This is a genomic window from Solirubrobacter ginsenosidimutans, from assembly GCF_027587205.1.
Genome location: NZ_JAPDOD010000002.1, coordinates 264,249 through 285,934 on the forward strand (window position 1 = coordinate 264,249; position 21,686 = coordinate 285,934).

Annotated in this window: 26 protein-coding genes; 7 read left to right on the forward strand and 19 right to left on the reverse strand. The window is 70.3% G+C overall.

The genetic code is table 11. The features are described 5' to 3' along the window. Positions 1 to 29: 29 nt before the first annotated feature. Genes OM076_RS03660 through OM076_RS03720 form a run of 13 tightly spaced genes read right to left on the reverse strand, consistent with a single transcriptional unit; the run spans position 30 to position 10,944 of the window. Positions 30 to 647 (reverse strand): NADH-quinone oxidoreductase subunit J family protein, encoded by a 618-nt coding sequence (locus tag OM076_RS03660; RefSeq protein ID WP_270038034.1) that lies wholly within the window; start codon positions 645 to 647, stop codon positions 30 to 32. Between the two features lie 14 nt (positions 648 to 661). Continuing rightward, positions 662 to 1,192, reverse strand: coding sequence for an NADH-quinone oxidoreductase subunit NuoI (nuoI, locus tag OM076_RS03665; protein WP_270038036.1), 531 nt, complete (start codon positions 1,190 to 1,192; stop codon positions 662 to 664). After that, positions 1,192 to 2,211 (reverse strand): NADH-quinone oxidoreductase subunit NuoH, encoded by a 1,020-nt coding sequence (gene nuoH, locus OM076_RS03670; protein ID WP_270038349.1) that lies wholly within the window; start codon positions 2,209 to 2,211, stop codon positions 1,192 to 1,194. The genes nuoI and nuoH overlap by 1 nt, the downstream gene beginning before the upstream one ends. Before the next feature lie 5 nt (positions 2,212 to 2,216). Beyond that, the gene (gene nuoG, locus OM076_RS03675) at positions 2,217 to 4,811 is read right to left on the reverse strand and encodes an NADH-quinone oxidoreductase subunit NuoG (RefSeq protein WP_270038037.1); all 2,595 of its coding nucleotides are present in this window, start codon (positions 4,809 to 4,811) and stop codon (positions 2,217 to 2,219) included. After that, the gene (gene nuoF / locus OM076_RS03680; RefSeq protein ID WP_270038038.1) at positions 4,811 to 6,166 is read right to left on the reverse strand and encodes an NADH-quinone oxidoreductase subunit NuoF; all 1,356 of its coding nucleotides are present in this window, start codon (positions 6,164 to 6,166) and stop codon (positions 4,811 to 4,813) included. The genes nuoG and nuoF overlap by 1 nt, the downstream gene beginning before the upstream one ends. Next, on the reverse strand, positions 6,163 to 6,798 hold the full coding sequence (locus OM076_RS03685; RefSeq protein WP_270038039.1) for an NADH-quinone oxidoreductase subunit NuoE family protein: 636 nt from the start codon (positions 6,796 to 6,798) through the stop codon (positions 6,163 to 6,165). Before OM076_RS03685 ends, nuoF begins: the two co-directional genes overlap by 4 nt. After that, complete coding sequence (gene nuoD / locus OM076_RS03690; protein ID WP_270038040.1) at positions 6,795 to 8,063, reverse strand: NADH dehydrogenase (quinone) subunit D; 1,269 nt, start codon at positions 8,061 to 8,063, stop codon at positions 6,795 to 6,797. The genes OM076_RS03685 and nuoD overlap by 4 nt, the downstream gene beginning before the upstream one ends. Then, on the reverse strand, positions 8,056 to 8,574 hold the full coding sequence (locus OM076_RS03695; protein ID WP_270038041.1) for an NADH-quinone oxidoreductase subunit C: 519 nt from the start codon (positions 8,572 to 8,574) through the stop codon (positions 8,056 to 8,058). The genes nuoD and OM076_RS03695 overlap by 8 nt, the downstream gene beginning before the upstream one ends. Further along, the gene (locus tag OM076_RS03700) at positions 8,567 to 9,259 is read right to left on the reverse strand and encodes an NADH-quinone oxidoreductase subunit B (RefSeq protein ID WP_308214331.1); all 693 of its coding nucleotides are present in this window, start codon (positions 9,257 to 9,259) and stop codon (positions 8,567 to 8,569) included. The genes OM076_RS03695 and OM076_RS03700 overlap by 8 nt, the downstream gene beginning before the upstream one ends. Further along, positions 9,250 to 9,612, reverse strand: coding sequence for an NADH-quinone oxidoreductase subunit A (locus tag OM076_RS03705; protein ID WP_270038042.1), 363 nt, complete (start codon positions 9,610 to 9,612; stop codon positions 9,250 to 9,252). The genes OM076_RS03700 and OM076_RS03705 overlap by 10 nt, the downstream gene beginning before the upstream one ends. A 53-nt stretch (positions 9,613 to 9,665) precedes the next feature. Then, positions 9,666 to 10,106 carry a hypothetical protein gene (locus OM076_RS03710; RefSeq protein ID WP_270038043.1) on the reverse strand — a complete coding sequence of 147 codons (441 nt, stop codon included), beginning with the start codon at positions 10,104 to 10,106 and terminating at the stop codon, positions 9,666 to 9,668. Continuing rightward, on the reverse strand, positions 10,103 to 10,573 hold the full coding sequence (locus tag OM076_RS03715) for a flavin reductase family protein (protein ID WP_270038044.1): 471 nt from the start codon (positions 10,571 to 10,573) through the stop codon (positions 10,103 to 10,105). The genes OM076_RS03710 and OM076_RS03715 overlap by 4 nt, the downstream gene beginning before the upstream one ends. Then, on the reverse strand, positions 10,573 to 10,944 hold the full coding sequence (locus tag OM076_RS03720) for a cupredoxin domain-containing protein (protein ID WP_270038045.1): 372 nt from the start codon (positions 10,942 to 10,944) through the stop codon (positions 10,573 to 10,575). The genes OM076_RS03715 and OM076_RS03720 overlap by 1 nt, the downstream gene beginning before the upstream one ends. Positions 10,945 to 10,968: 24 nt before the next feature. Between OM076_RS03720 and OM076_RS03725 the strand changes: the two genes are divergently transcribed. From OM076_RS03725 to OM076_RS03740, 4 genes are all read left to right on the forward strand, one after another. Further along, complete coding sequence (locus OM076_RS03725; protein ID WP_270038046.1) at positions 10,969 to 11,397, forward strand: c-type cytochrome; 429 nt, start codon at positions 10,969 to 10,971, stop codon at positions 11,395 to 11,397. 3 nt (positions 11,398 to 11,400) lie between these two features. Further along, positions 11,401 to 12,633: a serine--tRNA ligase gene (gene serS / locus OM076_RS03730; RefSeq protein ID WP_270038047.1), complete on the forward strand. Its 1,233-nt coding sequence runs from the start codon at positions 11,401 to 11,403 to the stop codon at positions 12,631 to 12,633. Then, positions 12,617 to 13,363: a tyrosine-protein phosphatase gene (locus tag OM076_RS03735; protein WP_270038351.1), complete on the forward strand. Its 747-nt coding sequence runs from the start codon at positions 12,617 to 12,619 to the stop codon at positions 13,361 to 13,363. The genes serS and OM076_RS03735 overlap by 17 nt, the downstream gene beginning before the upstream one ends. Positions 13,364 to 13,486: 123 nt before the next feature. Then, on the forward strand, positions 13,487 to 14,155 hold the full coding sequence (locus OM076_RS03740) for a GAP family protein (RefSeq protein WP_270038048.1): 669 nt from the start codon (positions 13,487 to 13,489) through the stop codon (positions 14,153 to 14,155). A gap of 31 nt (positions 14,156 to 14,186) precedes the next feature. On the opposite strand, the gene OM076_RS03745 is transcribed toward OM076_RS03740, so the two are convergent. Then, positions 14,187 to 14,948, reverse strand: coding sequence for a cyclase family protein (locus OM076_RS03745; protein WP_270038049.1), 762 nt, complete (start codon positions 14,946 to 14,948; stop codon positions 14,187 to 14,189). Then, a complete protein-coding gene (locus OM076_RS03750) occupies positions 14,938 to 16,605 on the reverse strand; it encodes a thiamine pyrophosphate-binding protein (protein WP_272597534.1) in 1,668 nt (555 codons plus the stop codon). The genes OM076_RS03745 and OM076_RS03750 overlap by 11 nt, the downstream gene beginning before the upstream one ends. On the opposite strand from OM076_RS03750, the gene OM076_RS03755 reads away from it, so the two are divergent. The 3 genes from OM076_RS03755 to OM076_RS03765 are packed head-to-tail and all read left to right on the forward strand — an operon-like array spanning position 16,604 to position 18,796. After that, entirely contained in the window at positions 16,604 to 16,873 is a 270-nt protein-coding gene (locus tag OM076_RS03755) for a hypothetical protein (protein WP_270038051.1), read from the forward strand. The genes OM076_RS03750 and OM076_RS03755 overlap by 2 nt on opposite strands. Before the next feature lie 44 nt (positions 16,874 to 16,917). Beyond that, positions 16,918 to 17,742, forward strand: a complete 825-nt coding sequence (locus tag OM076_RS03760; RefSeq protein ID WP_270038052.1) for a DUF1775 domain-containing protein — start codon at positions 16,918 to 16,920, stop codon at positions 17,740 to 17,742. 10 nt (positions 17,743 to 17,752) lie between these two features. Next, positions 17,753 to 18,796: an AbrB family transcriptional regulator gene (locus tag OM076_RS03765; RefSeq protein ID WP_270038053.1), complete on the forward strand. Its 1,044-nt coding sequence runs from the start codon at positions 17,753 to 17,755 to the stop codon at positions 18,794 to 18,796. Here OM076_RS03765 and lgt read toward each other — a convergent pair. The 4 genes from lgt to OM076_RS03785 form a co-directional block, all read right to left on the reverse strand. After that, positions 18,702 to 19,445 (reverse strand): prolipoprotein diacylglyceryl transferase, encoded by a 744-nt coding sequence (lgt, locus tag OM076_RS03770; RefSeq protein WP_270038055.1) that lies wholly within the window; start codon positions 19,443 to 19,445, stop codon positions 18,702 to 18,704. The genes OM076_RS03765 and lgt overlap by 95 nt on opposite strands. Positions 19,446 to 19,510: 65 nt before the next feature. Beyond that, positions 19,511 to 19,903, reverse strand: coding sequence for a CBS domain-containing protein (locus tag OM076_RS03775; protein WP_270038056.1), 393 nt, complete (start codon positions 19,901 to 19,903; stop codon positions 19,511 to 19,513). Beyond that, entirely contained in the window at positions 19,900 to 20,685 is a 786-nt protein-coding gene (locus OM076_RS03780; RefSeq protein WP_270038057.1) for an enoyl-CoA hydratase/isomerase family protein, read from the reverse strand. The genes OM076_RS03775 and OM076_RS03780 overlap by 4 nt, the downstream gene beginning before the upstream one ends. Further along, the gene (locus OM076_RS03785) at positions 20,682 to 21,629 is read right to left on the reverse strand and encodes an NADPH:quinone oxidoreductase family protein (RefSeq protein ID WP_270038059.1); all 948 of its coding nucleotides are present in this window, start codon (positions 21,627 to 21,629) and stop codon (positions 20,682 to 20,684) included. The genes OM076_RS03780 and OM076_RS03785 overlap by 4 nt, the downstream gene beginning before the upstream one ends. Positions 21,630 to 21,686: the final 57 nt, after the last annotated feature.

Genomic DNA, 21,686 nt, shown 5'->3' on the forward strand with positions numbered 1-21,686 from the left:
GGTGCCTCGCAATACGGTTGCCGGGGTCCTCATCGCGGCGTCGGGCCTCCGGAGCCGAGCATCGTCGCCTGCGTGCCGTCGCCCTCGGCGACCTGGTCGCGCAGGAACTCCTTGACGGAGATCTCGCGTGCGTCCGCGATGCCGGAGCGGCGGCGGGCCAGGATCACGGCGCCGACGGCGGCGATCAGGAGCAGCAGCGAGGCGACCTCGAACGCGACGAGGTAGTTCGTCAGGAACTGCTTGCCGATCTCGGCCGGCTCACCGAAGCCCGGCTGGTACGGCGCGCCCTCGGTGTCGAGGGCCTTGACGCCCGAGCCGATCAGCGCGATCGCGAGCTCGACGAACAGGAAGAACGCGAAGAGGACCGAGACGATCCGCAACCCGCGCCCGGTCGGGCCGGTGAGCCCGGCCTCCATGCCGCCGACGTAGCCGACGACGAAGACGTAGAGCACCATCACGGCGCCCGCGTAGACGATCACCTGCGCCGCGGCGACGAACTCGGCGCGCAGCAGCAGGAACAGCATCGCCAGGAAGATCAGGTGGCAGACGAGCGCGAGCACGCTGTAGAACGCGTCGCGCAGGATCACCGTGCCGGCGGCACCGGCGACCGCCCCGATCGCGGCGATGAAAAAGAAGACCTCGGACATGCGGCGGCGCCAGGCTACTCGTCCGCCGAGCGCAACGGCGTGCGCTCCAACGGTTCGGCGAGCAGCATCTCCTTGGTGAAGATCAGGTCGGACCGGTTGTAGTCCGCCATCTCATAGTCGTGGCCCATCGTGATCGCGTCGAACGGGCACGCGATCTCGCAGTAGCCGCAGAAGATGCAGCGCGACAGGTTGATCTCGTAGACGGCGGCGTAGCGCTCACCCGCGCTGACGCGGTTCTCGGGCGTGTTCTCGGCCGCCACGACGCGGATGCAGTCCGACGGGCAGGCCGCGGCGCACAGCGAGCAGCCGACGCACTTCTCCAGCCCCGTGTCCTCGAAGCGGTGGAGCTTGTGCCGCCCGCGGAAGCGCGGGTAGACCGGCGTCTTCTCCTCGGGGTAGTTGATCGTGTCCGGGCCCTCGATCATGCGCCCGAAGGTCATCTTCAGGCCCTTGAGGGTGGCTGCGAAGGCGCGATAGGTACCCGCCGGCGCGCCTTCACGCGGCCCACGGATCACTTCGACGACATCACCGGGGTCGTAAGGCATCAGTCGAGCACCACCACGAGGATCGCGGTCACTAGAGCATTCAAAGTCGCCAGCGGCAGGAGGATCTTCCAACCGAAGGACATCAGCTGGTCGTAGCGCAGGCGCGGAAGCGTCGCGCGGACCCAGATGAAGAAGAAGATGAAGGCGCACATCTTCGCGATCACGACGAACGGCTCGATCCAGTTCGGCTGGTCCCAGAACGGGATGTCCCAGCCACCGAAGAAGAGCGTCACGATCAGCCCGGAGACGACGACCATGTTCAGGTATTCCGCCGCGAAGAACGCCGCGAAGCGGCCGCCGCCGTACTCCGTGTTGTAGCCGCCGACCAGCTCGGCGTCGGCCTCGGGGAGGTCGAACGGCGGGCGGTTGGTCTCGGCGAACCCGGCGACGAGGAAGATCAGGAAGCCGACGAACTGCGGGCCGACCATCCAGAAGTTCGACTCCTGCCAGTGGACGATCTCGGTCAACGACAGCGAGCTGGCCATCATGATCACGCCGATGATCGAGAGGCCCTGGGCGACCTCGTAGGAGATCAGCTGCGCCGCGGCGCGCATCGAGCCCAGGAAGGAGTACTTCGAGCCCGAGGCCCAGCCGCCGAGCATCAGGCCGTAGAACGAGATGCCGCCGAACGCGAAGGCGAAGAGGATGCCGATCGACGGGTCGACGCCATACAGCCCGGTCTTGGTGCCGAAGATGTCGACGACGTCCGAGAACGGCAGGATCGCGATCGTCGCCGCCGCGGTCATCATCGAGATCACCGGGGCGATGGCGAACAGCCAGCCGTTGGCGCCCGCCGGGCGGAACTGCGCCTTGAAGACGAGCTTGCCGATATCGGCGATCGCCTGCAGCAGGCCGAACGGGCCGACGCGGGTCGGGCCGTAGCGATGCTGGAAGCGGCCCAGCACCTTGCGGTCGGCGAGCAGCGCCAGCGGCACGATGTTGAAGACCACGAAGAAGATCGCGATCGACTTGAGGATCTGCATCCACCAGGGCTCGTAGAAGCCCACCTCGGCGAACATGCGGCTCACGTGAGTTCCCTCGGCGGGATCGGCAGCGGGGCGGATTGCGGCATCTCGGAGTGGCCTTCGACGGCGGGCTGGATCTGGGCGGCGACGGCGCTCGGGTCGACCGAGCCGGCGCCGATCCGGTGCAGCTCGACGAGCCCGTGCGTGAGCACGTTCGAGCCGTTCTCGGCGGTGCCCTCGGCGAGGAAGACGCTGCCGGCCGGAACGGCGGCGCGCAGCTTCACGTTCGCACGCACCCGTGTGCCGTTTCCGACCTCGACCTGATCGCCCTCGTTGATGCCCAGCGCGTCGGCGTCGACCGGCGAGAGCTCGACGATCTGACGGGCGCGGATGAACTGCAGCACCGGCGAGAGGTCGACCTCCTTGGCCGCCCACAGCGGGCGGTAGGTGCCGAGGCGCAGCTTGCCGTCGGCCGGCGCGGGCGCGGCCTGGGGGATCTCGAGCTTGGCGATCTGCCAGTCGGGCGAGACGAAGTCCTCGCGCTCGACCCAGCGCACGCCGCGGCCGCCGATCTCCTCGAGCGTGATCCCCGCGTAGAACGGGATCGTCTCGAGCAGGCGGCGCGAGACCTGCGCGCCGGTGCGGAAGTCGCCGGTGCTGAAGCCGAGCTGGCGGGCGATGTCGGTGATGACCTGCCAGAGCGGACGCACGCCGCTGCCGGGATTGCCGTTCGCTGCGCGGGCGCGGCCGATCGCGGGCCGCAGCCGCTGCAGGCGCCCGTCCGGATGCACGAGCGTGCCCTCCTTCTCGGGGTACGCCTCGGCGGGGAAGACGACGTCGGCGAACTCGCGCAGCGTGTCGTTCATCTGCGACTCGACGGCGATCACGGTCTGCGCGGTACCCAGCGCGCGCTCCCAGAGCGGGCGGTTCGGGTAGTTGCGCAGCGGGTCGACGTGGTGCAGCCAGACGGTGTGCAGCTCGCCGGAGCCGAGGGCCTCGGCGATGCCGTCGGCGTCCCGGCCGGGGGCGGCGATCGAGTCGTAGCCCGGGCCGTGACCGGGGGCGAAGCCCGCCTCGCGGATGCCGCGGCCGTTCGGCGTGCCCGGCAGCGCCAGCAGACCCGCGCCGGAGATCGTGCCGAGGTTCAGGCGCGCGGAGATGTTCAGCAGCGCGCGGCCCGCGTTGCCGTGCAGCGCGCGCTCGCCGTAGACGATCACGACCTCCTCGCCGGCGGCGCGCAGCGCGTCGGCGAACTCGCGGATCGCCGTCGCGTTGGTGCCGGCGGAGCTCGCGGCGCCGCCGAGCTGGCCGGCATCGCCGGAGAGCGCGGCGTCGAGCGCGACCAAGAAGCCCTCGCCGCCGCCGGGCGCGAAGCGCAGCGTCGTCGCGGCGATCGGGTCCAGCGCGGTCGGGCGGGCGGAAGCGGTGATGACCTTGGTGCCGTGCCGGCGCTGACCCTTGCGGATCCGCAGGTCCCACACGGGCGCCTCGTCGATCGGGTCGCAGTCGACCAGCAGGACGGTGTGCGCGAACTCGAGGTCCGGCACGCTCGCCTGCAGCTTCGGATCGGCCAGCGCGCGCAAGACGTCGAGCGGCTGCTCGGTACCGGTGCGGGCGCTGAGGTGGCTCGAGCCGAGGTCGTCGCGGATCAGCTGCTGGAGGAGGAAGGCCTCTTCGTTGGTCGTCGTGCCGCCGGCCAGGGCGGACGCGCGATTGCCGGCCTTCTTCAGCGCGCCGGCCGCGGCCGCGAGCGCCTTCTCCCAGGTGGCGGGGAAGAGCTCCGAGCCTTCGCGCACCATCGGCGTGACGATGCGCTCGTCGGAGTGCACCGCCTGGTAGCTGAAGCGGCCCTTGTCGCACAGCCAGCCGTCGTCGACCTCGTCGTGGTCGCGGGCGAGGACGCGCAAGACGCGCTCGTCGCGGACGGTCAGCTCGACGTTGCACTGCGCGGAGCAGCCGGCGCAGACCGTGCCCGCGCCCTCGATGTCCCACGGACGCGCGCGGAAGCGATACGCCCGCGAGGTCAGGGCGCCCACCGGGCAGAGCTCGATGATGTTGCCGCTGAACGGGGCGACGTACGGGTGCCCGTCGAAGGTGCCGACGTAGGACGCCGCGCCGCGCTCGTGCAGGACCAGCTGGTAGTCCTCGGAGATCTCCTGCGAGTAGCGCACGCAGCGGTAGCAGAGGATGCAGCGCTCGCGGTCGATCGCGATCAGCGGCGAGAGCTCCAGCGGCTTCTTGAAGTGGCGCTTGGGCTCGATGAAGCGGCTCGTCCCGGGACCCCAGCCGTACGTGACGTCCTGCAGCGGGCACTCGCCGCCCTTGTCGCAGACCGGGCAGTCGAGCGGGTGGTTGACGAGCAGGAACTCGACCACCGCGCGCTGCGCCTCGTGGACGCGCTGCGTCTGCGTGTTGACGACCATGCCGTCGCGGATCGCCGTCGAGCAGGCGGTCTGCAGCTTCGGGATGCCCTCGATCTCGACCAGGCACATGCGGCAGGCGCCGACCGGCTGGCCGAGCTTGGGCTCGTAACAGAAGATCGGGATCTCGACGTCGCCGTACTTGGCGCCGTCGACCAGCATCAGGCCTTCGGGCGCCTGGACCTCACGCCCGTCGAGTGTGAAGGTGATCGTCCTGACTTCAGGGCGCGGCATCAGGCGGCGACCTCGATGGGGGAGAGCAGCGGCTTCGGGCCGGCGCTGGCGTCGCGGTTGACCTGCGGGATCGCCGCGCCGAAGCCCTGCTCCTCGCGCTTGGCCTCGATGTAGGCCTCGAACTCGGGGCGGAAGTGCTTGATCATCGAGCCGACCGGCATCGCCATCGCGTCGCCGAGCACGCACAGGCAGTTGCCCATGATCTGCTCGCAGACCGAGGCCATGATGTCGAGGTCCATCGGGGTCGCGTCGCCGTTCTTGATGCGCGCGAGCATCTTCTCCGTCCAGTTGGTGCCCTCGCGGCAGGGCGAGCACTTGCCGCAGGACTCGTGGCGGTAGAAGTGGGCCGTCTTGTAGGCGACGTCGACGATCGAGGTCGAGTCGTCGAAGACGATGATCGCGCCGGAGCCGAGCATCGAGCCCGCCTTGGCCAGCGAGTCGAAGTCGTACGGGAGCTCGAGGACCTCGTCGGTCAGCGGGAGCACGGGAGAGCTCGAACCGCCGGGGAACCAGGCCTTGAACTGACGGCCCTCGAGCGGGCCGCCGGCGAGGTCGAAGAGGATGTCGCGGGACTTGGTGCCGAGGACGATCTCGTAGTTGCCCGGGTACTTGATCTGCCCGGAGATCGAGATCAGCTTCGTGCCCGTGGAGGTCTCGGTGCCGATCTTCGCGTACTCGCCGCCGCCCATCCGCAGGATCACCGGGACGTTCATCAGCGTCTCGACGTTGTTGATCAGCGTCGGGCCCTGGTAGAGGCCCTGCACGGCCGGGAACGGCGGCTTCAGGCGCGGGTTGCCGCGCTTGCCCTCGAGCGAGTCCAGCAGCGCGGTCTCCTCGCCGCAGATGTAGGCGCCGGCGCCGCGGTGGACGACGAGGTCGATCGTGTGATCGGACCCGAGGATGTTCTCGCCCAGGAAGCCCGCCGCGCGCGCTTCGGCGACGGCCGCGTCGAGGATGTCGGCGACGTAGTCGTACTCGCCGCGGATGAAGATGAACGAGCGGGAGGCGCCGATGCAGTAGGCGCCGATGATGATCCCCTCGATGAGCAGATGCGGGTTCTTCTGCATCAGCTCGCGGTCCTTGAAGGTCCCCGGCTCGGACTCGTCCGCGTTGCAGACGAGGTACTTGTCCATCGTCCCCTTGGGGATGAAGGACATCTTGCGGCCCATCGCGAAGCCGGCGCCGCCGCGCCCGCGCACGCCGCTCGCGAGCATCTCGTCCAGGACGGCGCCCGGTTCCATCTTGAGCGCCTGCTTGAGCATCTCGTAGCCGCCGCGCTTGGAATAGACGTCAAGCGTGTTGAGCCCGGGCTCGTCGATGTCCTTGAAGAGGATCGTGTCGATGTTGTCGATCACTGCTGCTCCTGCCAGTGCTTGGAGGCGGCCTTGCGCTTGACCAGTTGCTTGTCCTCGAGGACCTCGCGGCCGGCCTTGACGTCGTCGCGCAGGCGCTCGACGTCGTCCTTGACCAGCGGGCCGACGTACTTCCCGTTGACGGAGGCCATCGGGGCGATCTCGCAGGCGCCGAGGCACTCGAACGCGCGCACATTGAAGTCCGGATCGCCGCCGAGCACGTCCTTGACGTGCGCGTAGATCTCGTCCGCGCCGAGCAGTGAGCACGAGATGTTCGTGCACACGTAGACGTCGTTGGCGCCCTTCGGCGAGAGCTCGAACATGTCGTAGAAGCTCGCGACGGACACGAGGTAGGCGGGCGTGAGGCGCATCACGCACGCGGCCTGCTCCATCGCCGTGGGCGAGAGCCAGCCGTGCTCGCGCTGGACGACCTTCATCGACGGGATCGCCGCCGAGCGGATGTCCGGGTACTTGCCCATCAGCGACTCGATCTCGGTGCGCACGTGCGCGGGCACGTACGTCGTCGCGGGATCGGGGACGACCGCCGGGTCCTTCGTCAGGTCGACGGAGGAGTCCCAGCCGGGGACCCGCGAGCCATGCGCGTAGCGCTTGACCCTGGTCGGATCGATGCTCATCGGTCGATGCCCCCGAGGATCGGGTCGAGCATGGCGAGGGCCACGATCATGTCGGCGATGTAGGTGTCCTGCACCATCGGCGCGAGCGCCTGCAGGTTCACGAACGAGGGGTCGCGCATGTGCACGCGGGCGGGCTTGGAGGAGCCGTCGGCGCGCACGAAGCACGCGAGCTCGCCGCGCGGGGACTCGACCGGGTAGTACGCCTCGCCCGGCGGGACGCGGAAGCCCTCCGTCACCAGCTTGAAGTGGTGGATCAGCGCCTCCATCGACGTCGACAGCTCGTGCCGCGGCGGCAGCGCGTACTTGCGGTCGGAGGTGATGTAGTCGCCCTCGGGCAGCCCGTCGAGCGCCTGCTCGACGATCAGCGCCGACTCCCGCATCTCGGCCATGCGGACGCGATAGCGGTCGTAGTGATCGCCGATCGTGCCGACCGGGATCTTGAAGGAGAAGTCCTCGTAGGACATGTACGGCTTGGCCTTGCGCAGGTCCCACGGGTTGCCCGCGGCGCGCAGGAGCGGGCCGGTGACGCCGTAGGTCAGCAGCGTGTCGGCGTCGACCGCGCCGACGCCGCGCAGGCGCTCGAGCACGATCTGGTTGGAGTCGATCAGCGAGCTGAACTGGTCCAGGCGCTTCGGCAGCTGCTTGCAGAACGCTCGCGCCTTGGCCTCGAAGCCGGCCGGGATGTCCTCGGCCACGCCGCCGACCTGGAAGTAGCGCGGGTGCATGCGCTGGCCGGAGCTCATCTCGAACAGGTCGAGGATCGAGTCGCGTTCCTTCCAGGCGTACCAGAAGACCGACATCGCGCCGAGGTCCAGGCCGCCGGTCGCCAGCCACAGCAGGTGCGACGCGATCCGGTTGAGCTCCATGTGGATCACGCGCAGGTACTGGGCGCGCTTGGGCACGTCGATGTCCAGCAGCGTCTCGACCGAGCCGCAGTAGGCCATCGCGTTGAAGTAGTACGACAGGTAGTCCATCCGCTCCACGAGCGGGATGACCTTCCAGTAGGACTTGTCTTCGCAGTTCTTCTCGATGCCGGTGTGCACGTAGCCGATGACCGGCTTGATGTCGCGCACGACCTCGCCTTCGAGGGTCGTGATCAGCCGCAGCACGCCGTGCGTGGCGGGATGGTGCGGGCCGAGGTTGAGCGTGAGCAGCTCGTCGTGGTCCGGGTGCTCGAGATGCTGGAGCTCGACGCTCGACTCCATCTCCCGGTAGGTCATCCCAGGGATCGCCGACGGTGCCGGCTTGTGTGTCACGTCACTCATCGCGCTCCCACCACCCCGGGGTCTGCGGCTCGTTGTGGGTGAAGAGGATGGCCTCGCCGCCCATCGGGAAGTCACGCCGCTGCGGATGGCCGACGTAGTCCTCGGGCATCAGGATGCGGCGCAGGTCCGGGTGACCGTCGAAGATCACGCCGAACATGTCGTAGATCTCGCGCTCCTGGTGGTCGGCGGTCGGCCAGTCGGCGACGACCGACGGCACGACCGGAGCGTCCAGCGGCACGCGCACCTTGACCGTCATCCGGTCGACCTCGTACATGTCGAGGAGCTCGTACTGCACGCCGAAGCGCGGCTCCTCGGGGTAGTAGTCCACGCCGTGGACGCTCGCCAGGAACGTGAAGCCCTTGCCCTTGAGGTGCTGCAAGGTCTCGCGGATCGAGCCGGCGGTGACCGTCAGCGCGGCCTTGTCGCGGAAGTAGACGGTGTCGAGCACCGCGTCCGCGTCCTTCTCGCGCAGCTCGTGGGCGATCAGCTCGAGCCCGGTGGCGTCAGGCACTGGGCGTCGTCCTCCCCAGCGGGCTGGGGATGTTCTCCGCGTTGACGGCCTCGATGCTCTCCTCGAGCACCTTCGGGTCGAACTCCTCGGTCCCGCCGCCGCCGTAGCGGGCGCGCCAGCCCTCGTCGGGCTTGGACAGCACCATCGCGCGCAGCTTGAGGATCCCGTAGACCAGGGCCTCGGGGCGCGGCGGGCAGCCCGGGATGTGGATGTCGACCGGCAGGAACTTGTCGGCGGGGACGATCGCGTAGTTGTTGAAGACGCCCATCGACGACGAGCAGGCGCCCATCGCGATCGCCCACTTGGGCTCGAGCATCTGGTCGTAGATCCGGCGGACGACCGGCGCCATCTTGATCGAGACGCGGCCGCTGATGATCATCAGGTCGGCCTGGCGCGGGGACGCGCGGAAGGCCTCGAAGCCGAAGCGCGCGATGTCCATGCGGGCGTTGACGGCGCCCATCATCTCCAGCGCGCAGCAGGCGAGGCCGAACGTGGCGGGCATGAAGGCGTTGCCGCGCGCCCAGTTCGCCGCCTTGTCGAGCGTCGTCGTCATCAGCTTCTCTTCGACGAACTTGTCGAGTTCGTCGTTCTCGAGCTCGCCGGTGAGCATCTTGCGGGCGGTGAGCTGGCGGGCGCGGAACTCGCCCTTGTCGCCGTTACCCAGCTGCTGACGGACTATTTCCATTCCAGGGCCCCTCTGCGCCATACGTAGACGAAGGCCACGAACAGCAGCACGATGAAGACACCGAGTTCGACCAGGGCGAACGTTCCGAACGCCTTCAGCTGCACCGCGACCGGGAACAGGAAGATCGTCTCGATGTCGAACAGGATGAACAGCATCGCCACCAGGTAGAAGCTGATGCCGAAGCGCATCGACTTCTTGACCTCGGAGGGGAGGCCGCTCTCATAGGGTTCCGCGGTCGCCGAACGACGGAACTTCGGTTTGGGCCCCAGGACGCTATTGAGCGTCGTGAAAGTTACCCCGAGCCCAACCCCGAGGACCACGAAGACGATCGCCGGCAGATACGCACGGATCACGTCTCGGATTTGTAGCACCTTGTGCGCCGGTGTTACTTAGTGCCAAAGCGCACCTAAAGAATGCCCTGGGCCCGAGCGGCCAGCGTGGCGACGATGAAGGCGCTCGTCGCCATCACGCCGAGTTCCCGTCGCAACACCGCTTTGACGAACGCGCGCTGCTCGGATTCCGGCAGCTTGGCGACGTCGGCGCCGCCCTCCATCCCGCGCTTGTCGAGCAGTGTCTGCGTGGCCAACAGCTTCAGCTGCTCGGCCAGGAACGCGACCGCGATCGGTGTCAGTCCATAAACCAGATGAAGGCGCGGCAGGTCCCTGCCGTCCAGCAGCAGCGCGGCGCCGGTGACGGCCTCGAGCATGATCAGCACCTGGCCGGCCCGCAGGATCCACCAGAAGGGCCGCGGGTTGCGGCTGGCGAGCCAGGCGACGAGGCCGATCAGCGCCGCGGCGACGTTGAGCCCGATCGCCAGTCCGCCGAGCCCTGAGTGGAGGTCGCTCACCGGTACTCGCCGCGGTACCAGACGAGCGGCTTTGAGCCCTCGCCCTCTTCGGCGGCGGTGACCTTCCCGATCCCGATCGTGTGATCGCCGCCGGGGATCAGCTCCTGCAGCGTGCAGCCGACCCACGCGAGCACGCCGTCGATCACCGGGATGCCGTCCTGCACCGAATGTTGCACGCCGGCGAACTTCTCGGCCTCGGGGAGCTTGGAGGCGAACAGTTGCGCGAGATCCTCCTGGCCCGCGGACAGGACGTTGACGCCGAAGCGCTTGCTGCCGGCGATCAGCGGGAGCGTCCGCGCCTCGTTGGCGAAGCAGACGAGCAGCAGCAGTGGCTCCAGCGAGAGCGAGCAGACGGCGTTGGCCGTCATCCCCACCGGGCCGGCGTCGGAGTTCGCCGTCACGACCGTGACCCCGGTCGTGAAATGGCCCATCACGGCGCGGAAACGCTGGGGGGCGACGATCTCCATCAACGGACCACCAGTGTCCCGTACATCCCGAGCTCTTCGTGGTTGGCCAGCACGCAGTACATGGTGTAGGTCCCCTTGGCGAGCTTGCGCGTCTCGGTCTTGCTCTCCCCGGGCTCGAGCGTCTGCATCGCCAGGACGTTCTTCGTCTTGCCGCGGATCCGGAACGTGTGCCCGAGGCGGCCGCGGTTGGTCACCGTGAACGTCACCTCGCCCCGCGGGACGCTGACCGTCTGGGGCCGGATCAGGTAGTCGTCGAGCGTCAGGGCGGCCTTGCTGGAGCGCTCGCGCACGGCCGCTGGAGCGCCTCCGCAGGCGGCGAGGGCAAGGGCGCACGTGAACAGCGCGAGGAGTCTGCGGGTGCTGGCGGGCATCGGTCCCCTATGCTGTCGCACCCGATGACGAGGGCTCGCCGTGTGCTGCTGATCGCCGCTTCGCTCGCCGCGACCGCGGGGGGTGTCGCCGCCTGCGGTTCAGAGGGAATCTCCCCCAAGCTCGATCCGGAGCAGCACCAGGCTGCCGTGCTCTTCGATCAACGCTGTTCGGGATGCCACACCCTTTCTGTAGCCGGTACCCAGGGTTCCGCGACCAATGTGCGCACCCGTGAGTACAAGGACGGCCCGAACTTCGACCAGCGCAAGGTCACCACGAACTGCGCGCTGTACGCGATCCGCAACGGCGGCTTCTCGTCCGGGCCGATGCCGCAGAACATCGTGACCGGCGCGGACGCGGAGCTGCTGGCGAAGTTCCTCGATCAGGTGTCGGGCTCGGACGTGCACATCGCTCCGGGCGCGACGACGCCGCCCGACTGCCCGCCCGCGGGGTAAGGCATGCTCGACCTGCGGGCGATCGCCCGAGATCCGGAGCCGACGCGGACCGCCTTGGCGCGTCGTCGCGACGGCTCTGAAGCACGGCTCGACGCCGCGCTGGAGCTGCGGTCGCGGCTGAACGCGCTGCGGCCCGAGCTGGAGGAGGCGCAGGCCAAGCGCAACGCCGGCGCCAAGGCCATCGGCGACGCCAAGCGCACCGGCGCCGACGCCTCCGCGGCGATCGCGGAGATGCAGGCCGTGAGCGCGCGGGTCAAGGAGCTCGAGCCGGAGGTCGCGCAGGGCACGGCCGATCTGGACGCGCTGAACGCCTCGCTGCCGAATCCGCCCGACCCGACCGCCGCCGACGAGGACACGGCGCTGCGCGAGTGGGGTTCTTGCGCTCCCGCGGGCCGCGACCATCTCGAGCTCGCCGGCGCGCTGATCGACATGGAGGCCGGCTCGAAGGTCAGTGGCCCGCGGTTCGCGTTCTTGAAGGGCGACCTGGTCTTCCTCGAGCTGGCGCTGGTCCGGTGGGTGCTCGAGGTGCTGCGGGGGCACGGGTTCGAGCCGGTCATCCCGCCCGTACTGGTCAAGGAGCAGGCGCTCTTCGGCACCGGTTTCCTGCCTGACACCGAGCAGCAGATCTACCGCCTCGCCGACGATCCGCTGTTCCTCACCGGCACCTCCGAGGTGCCGCTGGCGTCGCTGCACGCGGGCGAGATCATGGACGTGGTGCCGCGCCGCTACGCGGGGTTCTCGCCCTGCTTCCGCCGCGAGGCGGGTGCCGCGGGCAAGGACACGCGGGGCATCTTCCGGGTGCACCAGTTCGACAAGGTCGAGATGTTCTCTTTTGTGGAGCCGAATGCGGCTCTCGAGGAGCACGAGCGCCTGCTGAGTATCGAGGAAGAGATCCTCCAGGGGCTCGGCATCCCCTATCGCGTCGTGAACATCGCCGTCGACGATCTCGGCTCGAGCGCGGCGAAGAAGTACGACCTCGAGGCCTGGCTGCCCTCCCAGCAGCGCTACCGCGAGCTCACGTCGACGTCGAACACGACCGATTTCCAGTCGCGCCGGCTCGACATCCGCTATCGGCCTGAGGGCGGCAAGACCGCGCTCGTGCACACCTTGAACGGCACCGCGGTCGCCGTAGGCCGGACGCTGATCGCGCTGATGGAGAACCATCAGACCGACGACGGCGGGGTCGAGATCCCCGAGACGCTGCAGAAGTGGGGAGCGCCTGCGCGCTTGGGTTGACCTCGAGGGCGCGGTCAACGTCCGCGACCTCGGCGGCCTGCCCCTGGAGGGCGGCGGTGCCACCGCACCCGGTGTGCTCCTGCGCTCCGACAACCTGCAGGGTCTCTCGCCCGGCGACGTCTCGCAGCTGGTGGACGATCTCGGCGTGCGCGTCGTCGTCGACCTCCGGACGGGCGAAGAGGTGCGGCTCGAAGGCCCCGGTCCCTTGGCCCATGAGGAGCGGGTCGAGATCCGGCACCGCTCGCTCTATCCCGAGAAGGGCAAGCTCACCGACGTCCTGATCTCCAAGGCCGACGGGGAGAACCCCGCGGTCCAGTACTACCTGCGCTACCTCGCCGATCGCCCGGACTCGGTCGTGGGCGCGCTGGAGGACATCGCCGACGGTCCCGGCCCGGTGCTCGTGCACTGCGCGGCGGGCAAGGACCGGACGGGCGTCGTCGTCGCGATGGCGCTGGCCGCGGTGGGTGTGGAGCGCCAGGCGATCATCGACGACTACGTCGCGACCGAGGAGCGGATCGTCGAGATCATGGCTCGCCTGCGCGCTTCGCCGACCTACGCGCCCGACCTCGCGGGGGTGACCGACGAGTCCCGCAAGCCGCGCCCGGAGTTCCTCGGGCGGGTGCTCGAGGTGCTCGACGAGCGCGACGGTGGGCCGGTGGGGTGGCTCGCTTCGCACGGGTTCGACCCGGCTCCGTTGCGCTCGCGTCTCGTCGAGGGTCGCGGTCTGTGAGGGGTAGTTCGTTTTGGTTCACCCCCTGTGAACCAAAACGAAACACCCCCTCGAACGCGCATCGTCGGTCACCGCGCTCCCCTCATCTGCGCAGTTGACGTTCGTCCGTAGGCTCCGCCGAACATGGGCGCTCTCCCGCAGGCACTGCCACTCGCCCTGGGCGCCTCCTTCTACCCACCCGCCCTGCTGGTGCTCATCTTGCTGATGACCGGCCCAAGACCGCTCCCGCTCGTGCTCGCCTACTACGCCGGCGCGGCGCTGGTCACGCTCGGCACCGGCGTGATCGCGCTCGGTGCGCTCGACGGTGCGGGCCTGACCGAGAGCGACTCGAAGAGCGCCAGCGGCGGCGTCTACATCGTCGCCGGCCTCGCGCTCCTGGCCGTCGCCGCCTGGGCGTGGCAGCGCCGAACCAAGCCGCCCAAGCCGCCGGCGGAGGGCGAGGGCCGGGTCGCGCAGTGGTCGCGGCGTGCGACCGGCAGCCGGCCGTGGGCGTTCGTTCTGGGCGGAGCGATGTACCTTCCCTCACCGCTCTACCTGCTGGCGGTCAAGGAGATCGCCGACGACAGCGGTTCGACGGCGGGTGCGGTTCTCGCGGTCGCGATCTGCGCGGCGACCGTGCTGCTGTTCGTCGAGGTGCCGCTGGTGGCGCTGCTCGTCCGCCCGGACGGCGCGAGCGCCGCGCTCCAGCGCTTCCACGGCTGGTTGACCCGCAACGGGTGGGCGCTGGCGGCGGCCGTGGCGCTGGTAGCCGGCGTGTACGCGCTCGTGAAGGGCATCGCCGCGCTCGGGTGAATGATCGGCGGCCGCCGCCGGTTGTGGCGGGCTACACCAGCGCGAACACCCGCGACGGCGATCCGGTCCCGCCGACCAGCTTCAAGGGCGCGACGACGACGATCGCGCCCTGCGGCGGCAGCTCCGCCAGGTTCGCCAGCTGCGTGAGCCCGTACTTGCCCGCCCCGAGCAGGAAGTGGTGGACCGGGAACGGCGGGTCGAAGGAGTGGGCGGCGCCCGCGTCGGTGCCGACGGTCTCGACGCCGACGCCCACGATCGGGGAGACCTCCGCCAGCCAGCGCGCGGCCTCGGCGTCCGGGCCAGGGGTCTGGGCGCCGTTGAGGAACGCCTCCTGGTCGTGGGCGCGGGCGTCCCAGCCGGTGCGCAGGAGCAGCCAGCCGCCCGGAGGCAGCGGGCCGTGCTCGTTCTCCCACGCCTGGATGTCGGCCAGCGTGAGCAGGTAGTTCGGATCCTCGGCCGCTTCGGCGGACTTGTCGATCACCGCCGCGGGGGCGACGAGCTTGGCCGGCGGCGCGCTCGCCACGTCCTCGCCGTCGCGGCCTGTGATCCAGTGGATCGGGGCGTCGAAGTGGGTGCCGACGTGCTCGCCGACGGTCAGCGTGCTCCACGCCCAGGCGGGCCCGAGGTCGTCGTAGTGGCTGATCTCCTCGCGGCTCAGCCCCGGGGTGTTGGCGAACGGCGGCGGGAGCTGCAGCACCGGCGTCGTCTCGCTCAGGGGTTGCGTGAGATCGACGACGCGGACGGAGCCGTCCGCCAGCGCGGCGGCGAGCGTCGTAAGGGGTTCAGTGGCCACGAAATGCCTCCTCTAGCCATTCGGCACAGATGTCGGGGTCGACTTTGGCGTCCAGCACGAGCGGGCGGTCGCGGTCGGACGCGACCCACTCCCGCACCGCCTCCAGATCCTCCACGGTGCGCGCGGTGACGCCGCGGCAGCCCGCGGCCTCGGCCAGCGCGGCGAAGTCGGTGGGCGGGAACTGGGCGGACTCGACGTCGATGCCCATCGGCCGGAAGTGGTGGACCTCGGCGCCGTAGGCCGCGTCGTCGTAGACCACGACCAGCATGTCGGGCTTCACCCGCCCGAGCGTCTCCAGGTCGGGCAGCGCCATCAGCAGGCCGCCGTCGCCGACCGCGCAGACCGTCAGCCGGTCCGGCCGGGCGGCCGCCGCGCCCAAGGCGTTCCCGAGCGCGAGCCCCACGCACTGGAACGCCTGCGGGAAGACGAAGCCGTGCGCGTCCGGGACCCGGAGGTACATCGACGGGTAGCCCATGAACGCGCCGGAGTCCACGACCACGGTGCGCTCAACCGGCAGCATGGCGTCGAGCGCGATCGAGAGGTCGCGGGGATCGAGCCAGTCGCGCGACGGCTCGTACGGCACATCCCGCCACGCTCCGCCGGCGATCTCCGCCGCCAGCGCGACGCTGCGCCGCGACTCGCCGAGGTCGATGTCATCGCGCCGCGCCGTGAGCGCCGCGATCAGCGCCTCTGCGGTCTCCCGGGCGTCGCCGACGAGGCCGAAGTCGACCGCGCGATGCGCGCCGATCGCCTCCGCGTCGCGGTCGACCTGCACCAGCGTGGCGCCGGCGACCAACGCCCCGTGGCGGGTCGTCCAGTGGTTCAGGGAGGCACCGAAGGCGACGATCACGTCGGCGTCGCCGAGCAGCTTCTGGCCGACCGGCGTGGCGAACCCGCCGGAGATGCCGACGGCGAACGGGTCGTCGGCAAAGAGCCCGTTGGCGACGGCGGAGGTCGCGAGGACCGCGCCGCTGAGCTCGCCGAGGCGCCGCAGTGCCGGTCCCGCGCCGGACAGCACCGCGCCACGGCCGCCGATGATCGCCGGCCGGTCGGCGCGGGTCAGGAGGTCCGCGACCGCCTGCACCGAGGACGGCCGCACCGGCGGCAACTCCGGCCACGGCACCGGGTCGGTGAGCTCCACCTCCGCCGCCTGCACGTCGAGCGCGAACATCAGCACCACCGCGCGCCGCTCGACCACCGCGGTCCGCACGGCGCGGGTCACGTCGGCGACCACGGTCGCCGGCCCGTACACCCGCTCCGCCACCGCACCCACGGACTCCACCAGCGCCACCTGGTCGATCTTGAAGTTCGAGCGCAGCTGCACCGCCGGCGTGTCGGCGGCGAGCAGGATCAGCGGTGTGCGTGACTTCGCGGCCTCGGTGAGGCCGGTGATCGCGTTCGTCAGCCCCGGTCCCTGGTGGACCGAGGCGACGCCGAGGCGCCCGCTGACCCGCGCGTAGCCGTCCGCCATGCAGACCGCACCGGTCTCGTGGCGGGCGGAGATGAAGCGCCCGCCGGCGGCCACGATCGCGTTGGTGACCTCGAGGTTGCCGCTGCCCATCAGGCCGAAGACGACGTCTCCGCCGAGGCGTTGAAGAGTCTGGCCGATCGCCTGGGAGACAAACACGCCGCGCAACGGTACCCTTGCGCCCTTCATGAGGCGCTCCGCCCCGGTCCTGCTGCTCGCCGCGCTGCTGCTCGTCGCGGTCATGGGCGCCTGGGCCGTGCCGTTGTTGATCGTCGCCGTCCTGCTCTTGACAGGCCGGTACGTCGGCGAGGAGGTCATCCTCGCCGTCCATCGTGCGCTCGCACCTCGGGTGCGCGCCGCGAAGGTCCTTTGGGCGCGCCGTCATTCGACGGCGCTGGTTTCGCTGCTGGAGCGCGCCCCGCGCTCCCCGCGTGGTCCGCCGGCATTCGCCGCCTGACCTCAGCTACCAGCAAACCATTTCAAAGCACCTAGGAGTCATCAATGTCGCGTACGCGCGTCTCCATCCTCGCGGGCCTGACCGGCCTCGCCATCGCCGCACCGGCCGCGCAGGCCCACGTCACGCTCACCCCCCGCACCGTCACCGCCAACTCCTTCGGCCGTGTCGACATGCGCGTCCCGAACGAGCGCGACGAGACGGGCACGAAGTCCGTCGTCCTGTACTTCCCGCACGGCTTCTACTCGGTCTCGACCAAGCGGGTGTGGGGCTGGACCGCGAAGACCTCGATGCGCAAGCTCGCGACCCCGGTTCCGAGCACCGACGGCGACATCACCGAGGAGGTCGCGAAGATCACCTACCGCGCGACCACCAAGGGCGACTGGATCATGCCCGGCCAGTTCGAGGAGTTCGGCCTCTCGATGCGGATCCCGAACACGCCGAACGCGACGCTGAGCTTCCCCGCCCGCCAGACCTACAGCAACGGCGAGGTCGTCAACTGGAACACCCCGGCGAGCGGCGAGAACCCCGCGCCGACCCTGAATGTCGTCGCCCCCGCGCCGGTCGCGGCCGCCGCCCACACGCCGCTCAAGAGCGTGTCGCCGAAGCGCAACTCGACGCAGCACAAGGCCGTGGCCGACGTCCGCGCGACCTTCAAGGCCAAGATGCAGACCGGGCTCATCTCGATCACCAACGCGAGCGGCGCGACCGTCCCGCTGAAGTCCAGCGGGCTGATGTCGTCCAACAAGGCCGTCGTCCGGGGCGTGCCGACGTCGCCGCTGAAGTCCGGCACGTACAAGGTCAGCTGGCGCGCCCGCGCGAGCGACGGCCACTCGGAGAAGGGCACCTGGACGTTCAAGGTGGCCGTCTAACCTCCGCTCGGTGAAAGCGGCGGCGCCATGGGTCATCCTCGGCGCCGCCACCGCAGGGTTCGCGCTCGCGCTCAACGCCGTCGGCTTCCCGTCGCCGACGCTGTTCGCCGCGCTGGTCGTCGGGCTCGCCTTCGCGCTGATCCGCTCGCAGGCTGACGTCCACCCGCCGGGCTGGAGCTTTCTCGCCGCCCAGGCCGTCGTCGGCGTCACGCTCGGCGCCTACATGCAGTCGGAGGCGTTGACGGCGGCCGCGCACGACTGGCTGCCGGTGACGCTCGTCAGCGCCGCGACGCTGGCGATCAGCATGGCCGCCGGGCGCGTCCTGGCCCGCACGACCGCCCTGGACCTGCCCACGGCGACGCTCGGGATGATCGCCGGAGGCGCGTCCGGGATCGTCACCATGGCCGACGATCTGGGCGGCGACGACCGCCTCGTCGCCTTCATGCAGTACCTGCGCGTGCTCGTCGTCGTCCTGCTCACCCCGCTGCTGATCGCGGCCTTCGGAGGCGGGAGCGGGGGAGCGAGCGGCCCGAGCCCGAGCGCGTTCGGCGACGTCACCGACTGGGTGCTGACCGCGGGGATCGCCGCCGGCGCGGCCGTGCTCGCCCGCCGCGCCCACGTCCCGGCCGGCACGCTGCTCGGCCCGATGCTCGTCGCCGGCGCCCTGACGCTCGCGGGCGTCGACTTCGCGGTTCCACCCGTGGTCCGCGAGCTGGCGTTCGCGCTGATCGGCCTGCAGGTCGGCCTGCGCTTCACGTTCGACACGGTCAAGCTCCTCGGCCGCCTGATGTTCCCGGTCCTGGGCGCCGTGCTCGCGCTGATCGTGGGCTGCGCCGGGCTCGCCGTCCTGCTCACGCTCACCACCAGCGTCAGCTTCCGCGACGCCTATCTGGCGACCACGCCCGGCGGCCTCTACGCCGTGCTCGCGGTCGCCGTGGGAGCGGGCGCGAACACCACGTTCATCCTTGCCGTTCAGATCCTGCGCTTGCTCGTGGCGGTGCTGCTCGCGCCGCTGGCCGTCCGGCGACTCGCCAGAACCACACCAGGCCGGTGATACAGAGCGCGACGGCGACGAAGAGGTTCAGCCGCAGCCCGAAGATGTGGTGCGCCGGGTCGACGCGGATCAGCTCCGCGAAGATCCGGAACGCGCTGTAACCGGCCACGTAGAGCGCGAACAGCCCGGGCGCGCGGACCTTCCCCGTGAGCCGGACGAGCAGCGCCGCCAGCGCCAGGTTCCAGATGATCTCGTAGAGGAAGACGGGGTGAAACGTGGCGCGATCGAGATACTGCTCGGGCCGGTGCTGCGGGTCGATCTCCAGGCCCCACGGCAGGTTCGTCGGCTTGCCGAACAGCTCCTGGTTGAACCAATTGCCCACCCGCCCGATCGACTGGGCGACCAGCAGCGCGGGCGCGCCGGCGTCCATGAAGGTGGGGAGATCGGCGCCGCGGCGCTTCACGCGCCAGAGCCCGACGGCGACGCCCAGCGCGATCCCGCCCCAGATCCCGAGCCCGCCCTTCCAGACCGCGAACGGGCCCCACCACGTGTGCGGGACCTCGTTCCAGCTCGTCGCCAGGTGATACAGCCGCCCGCCGATCAGGCCGGCGGGAAAGCCCCACAGCGCGACCTCGTCGACCAGCGACGGATCGCCGCTGTAGCGGCGCTTGGTGATGATCACCGCCACGATCACGGCGATCGCGTACATCAGCCCATACGCGTGGATGTCGAGCGGCCCGAGGCTGATCGACCCGCGCGACGGGCTGGGGATGCTCAGGAGGGGTAGATGCAGAACGCTTCGTGGCTGCGGTTGAAGCAGACCATGCCCTCGAGCTGGTCGCCGGCGACCACGGGGATCCGGGTCATGCCCTCTGCGGCGACGAGCGCCATCGCTGCCGAGACCGGGTCGGCCGGCGTCACGCGTGGCGCGTCGGCGTTCACGTGCGGCCCGATCGGGCCGTCACCGCTCTCCGGCAGATCGTCCGGGGTGAGCGTGCCGAGGAAGCGGTCGCCGTCGGTGACCAGCAGCAGCTTCTTGCGCGGGCTGAAGAACGCCCGCGCGTCGGCGAGCGGCATGTCGGGGCCGACGGTTTCGGCCCCGCGCATCATCACGTGGTCGACGGTGGGGCCGGCCTCGTCGAGCGGGATGTGGATGGTCGAACTCATGGCTCTCCAAAGTGTGGCGCACGCTTGTCCAAGAACGCCAGAACTCCTTCGCGGCCGTCCGGCGCGGCGGACAGCCCGGCGATCGTCCGCGCCTCGTCCTCGAGCTGCTGCCCGAACGGGCTGGTCGAGGAGAAGCGCAGCAGCCGCTTGATCGCGCCGTGGGCGCCGATCGGCCCGTTCGCCAGCCGTTGCGCCAGCGCGTCGGCCTCGGCCTCGAGCGCGTCGTCGGCCAAGACGCGGGTGACGAGGCCGAGCTCCGCCGCGCGCGCCGAGCTCAGCCGCTCGTTGAGCAGCGCCAGCTCGGTCGCCTTGCGGTGGCCGACGATCCGCGGCAGCGTCCAGCTCGCGCCGCCGTCCATGCTGAAGCCGATCGCGGTGTAGGCGACCGTGAAGTGCGCGGTCTCCGCGGCGAGCACGAGGTCGGCGGCGATCGCGAGGCTCATCCCGCCGCCCGCGGCGGCGCCGCGCACGACGCTGATCACCGGCGCGTCGAGCTCCGCCAGGGCGAGGATCCCCGCGTGCATCGTGGTGGCCAGGCCGTAGACGGCGTCCGCGACGTCGTCGCCCGCGTCGTGCATGAACTGCAGGTCGCCGCCGACGCTGAAGTTCTTGCCCGCGCCCGTGAAGAGCACCGCGCCGACGTCGTCGCGCTCGTCGAGGCTCTCGGCGGCGTCGCGGAACGCGTGGATGACCGCCGGATTGAGCGCGTTGCCGGCCTCCGGACGGTTGAGCGTCAGGTACGCGACGCGGTCGCGGACCTCGAGGGTGACCGACTCCTTCATGGCTCCAGCACCACCTTTCCGGTCGCGCCGCGGCCGTCGATCAGCCGGAGCGCCTCGCTTGCCTGCTCCAGCGGCAGCCGTGCGCCGACGAACGGCCGCACGTGCCCCGCCGCGATCAGCTTGTCCAGCTCCGCCGCGACCTCGCCGATCAGCTCCGGCCGCGTGCCGAGGTACGCGCCCCAGCCCGCCCCGACGACGTCGATGTTGTTGAGCAGCAGGCGGTTGACCTTGACCTCCGGGATCGAGCCGCCGGTGAAGCCGACGACCACGAGCCGGCCTTCGGGCCGCAGTGACCGGAGGCTGTCCGTGAAGCGGTCGCCGCCGACCGGGTCGACGATCAGGTCGGCGCCGCCGAGCGCCTTGACCGCGTCCTTGAAGCCGTCCGCGCGAACCACCTCGTCCGCGCCCGCCGCGCGCGCCACCCGCTCCTTCTCGTCGGTCGAGACCACCGCGATCGTGCGCGCGCCGAGGCCCTTGGCGACCTGCAGCGTCGCGGTGCCGACGCCGCCCGCCGCGCCGTGCACGAGCACCGTCTCACCCGCCTGCAGGCGCCCGCGGGTGACGAGCGAGAAGAACGCCGTGTGGTAGTTGAGGATCAGCCCGGCGCCCTGGGCGAAGTCGAGGTCGTCGGAGAGCTTGAACGTGAAGTGCGCAGGCGCGACGGCGACCTCGGCGAAGCCGCCGAGCATCGGGAACGCGGCGACCCGGTCGCCCACCTCGAACCCACCGCCGGCGCGCCTCACCACGCCCGCGACCTCGCTGCCCGGGACGAACGGCAGGTCCGGTTTGAGCTGGTACGCCCCGCGCGTCTGCAAGACCTCGGGGAAGGAGACGCCGGCGGCTCGTACGTCGATGACGACGCCGTCGCCGTCGGGCTCCGGGATGTCCACGAGCTTCAGCGCCGACTCCGGCCCGCTGAGCTCGACGATCTGGATCGCCCGCATGTCGCAGACCCTACGCGAGGAACGCTGCCGACATGGGCAGTGCTGAACGAGTCCGGC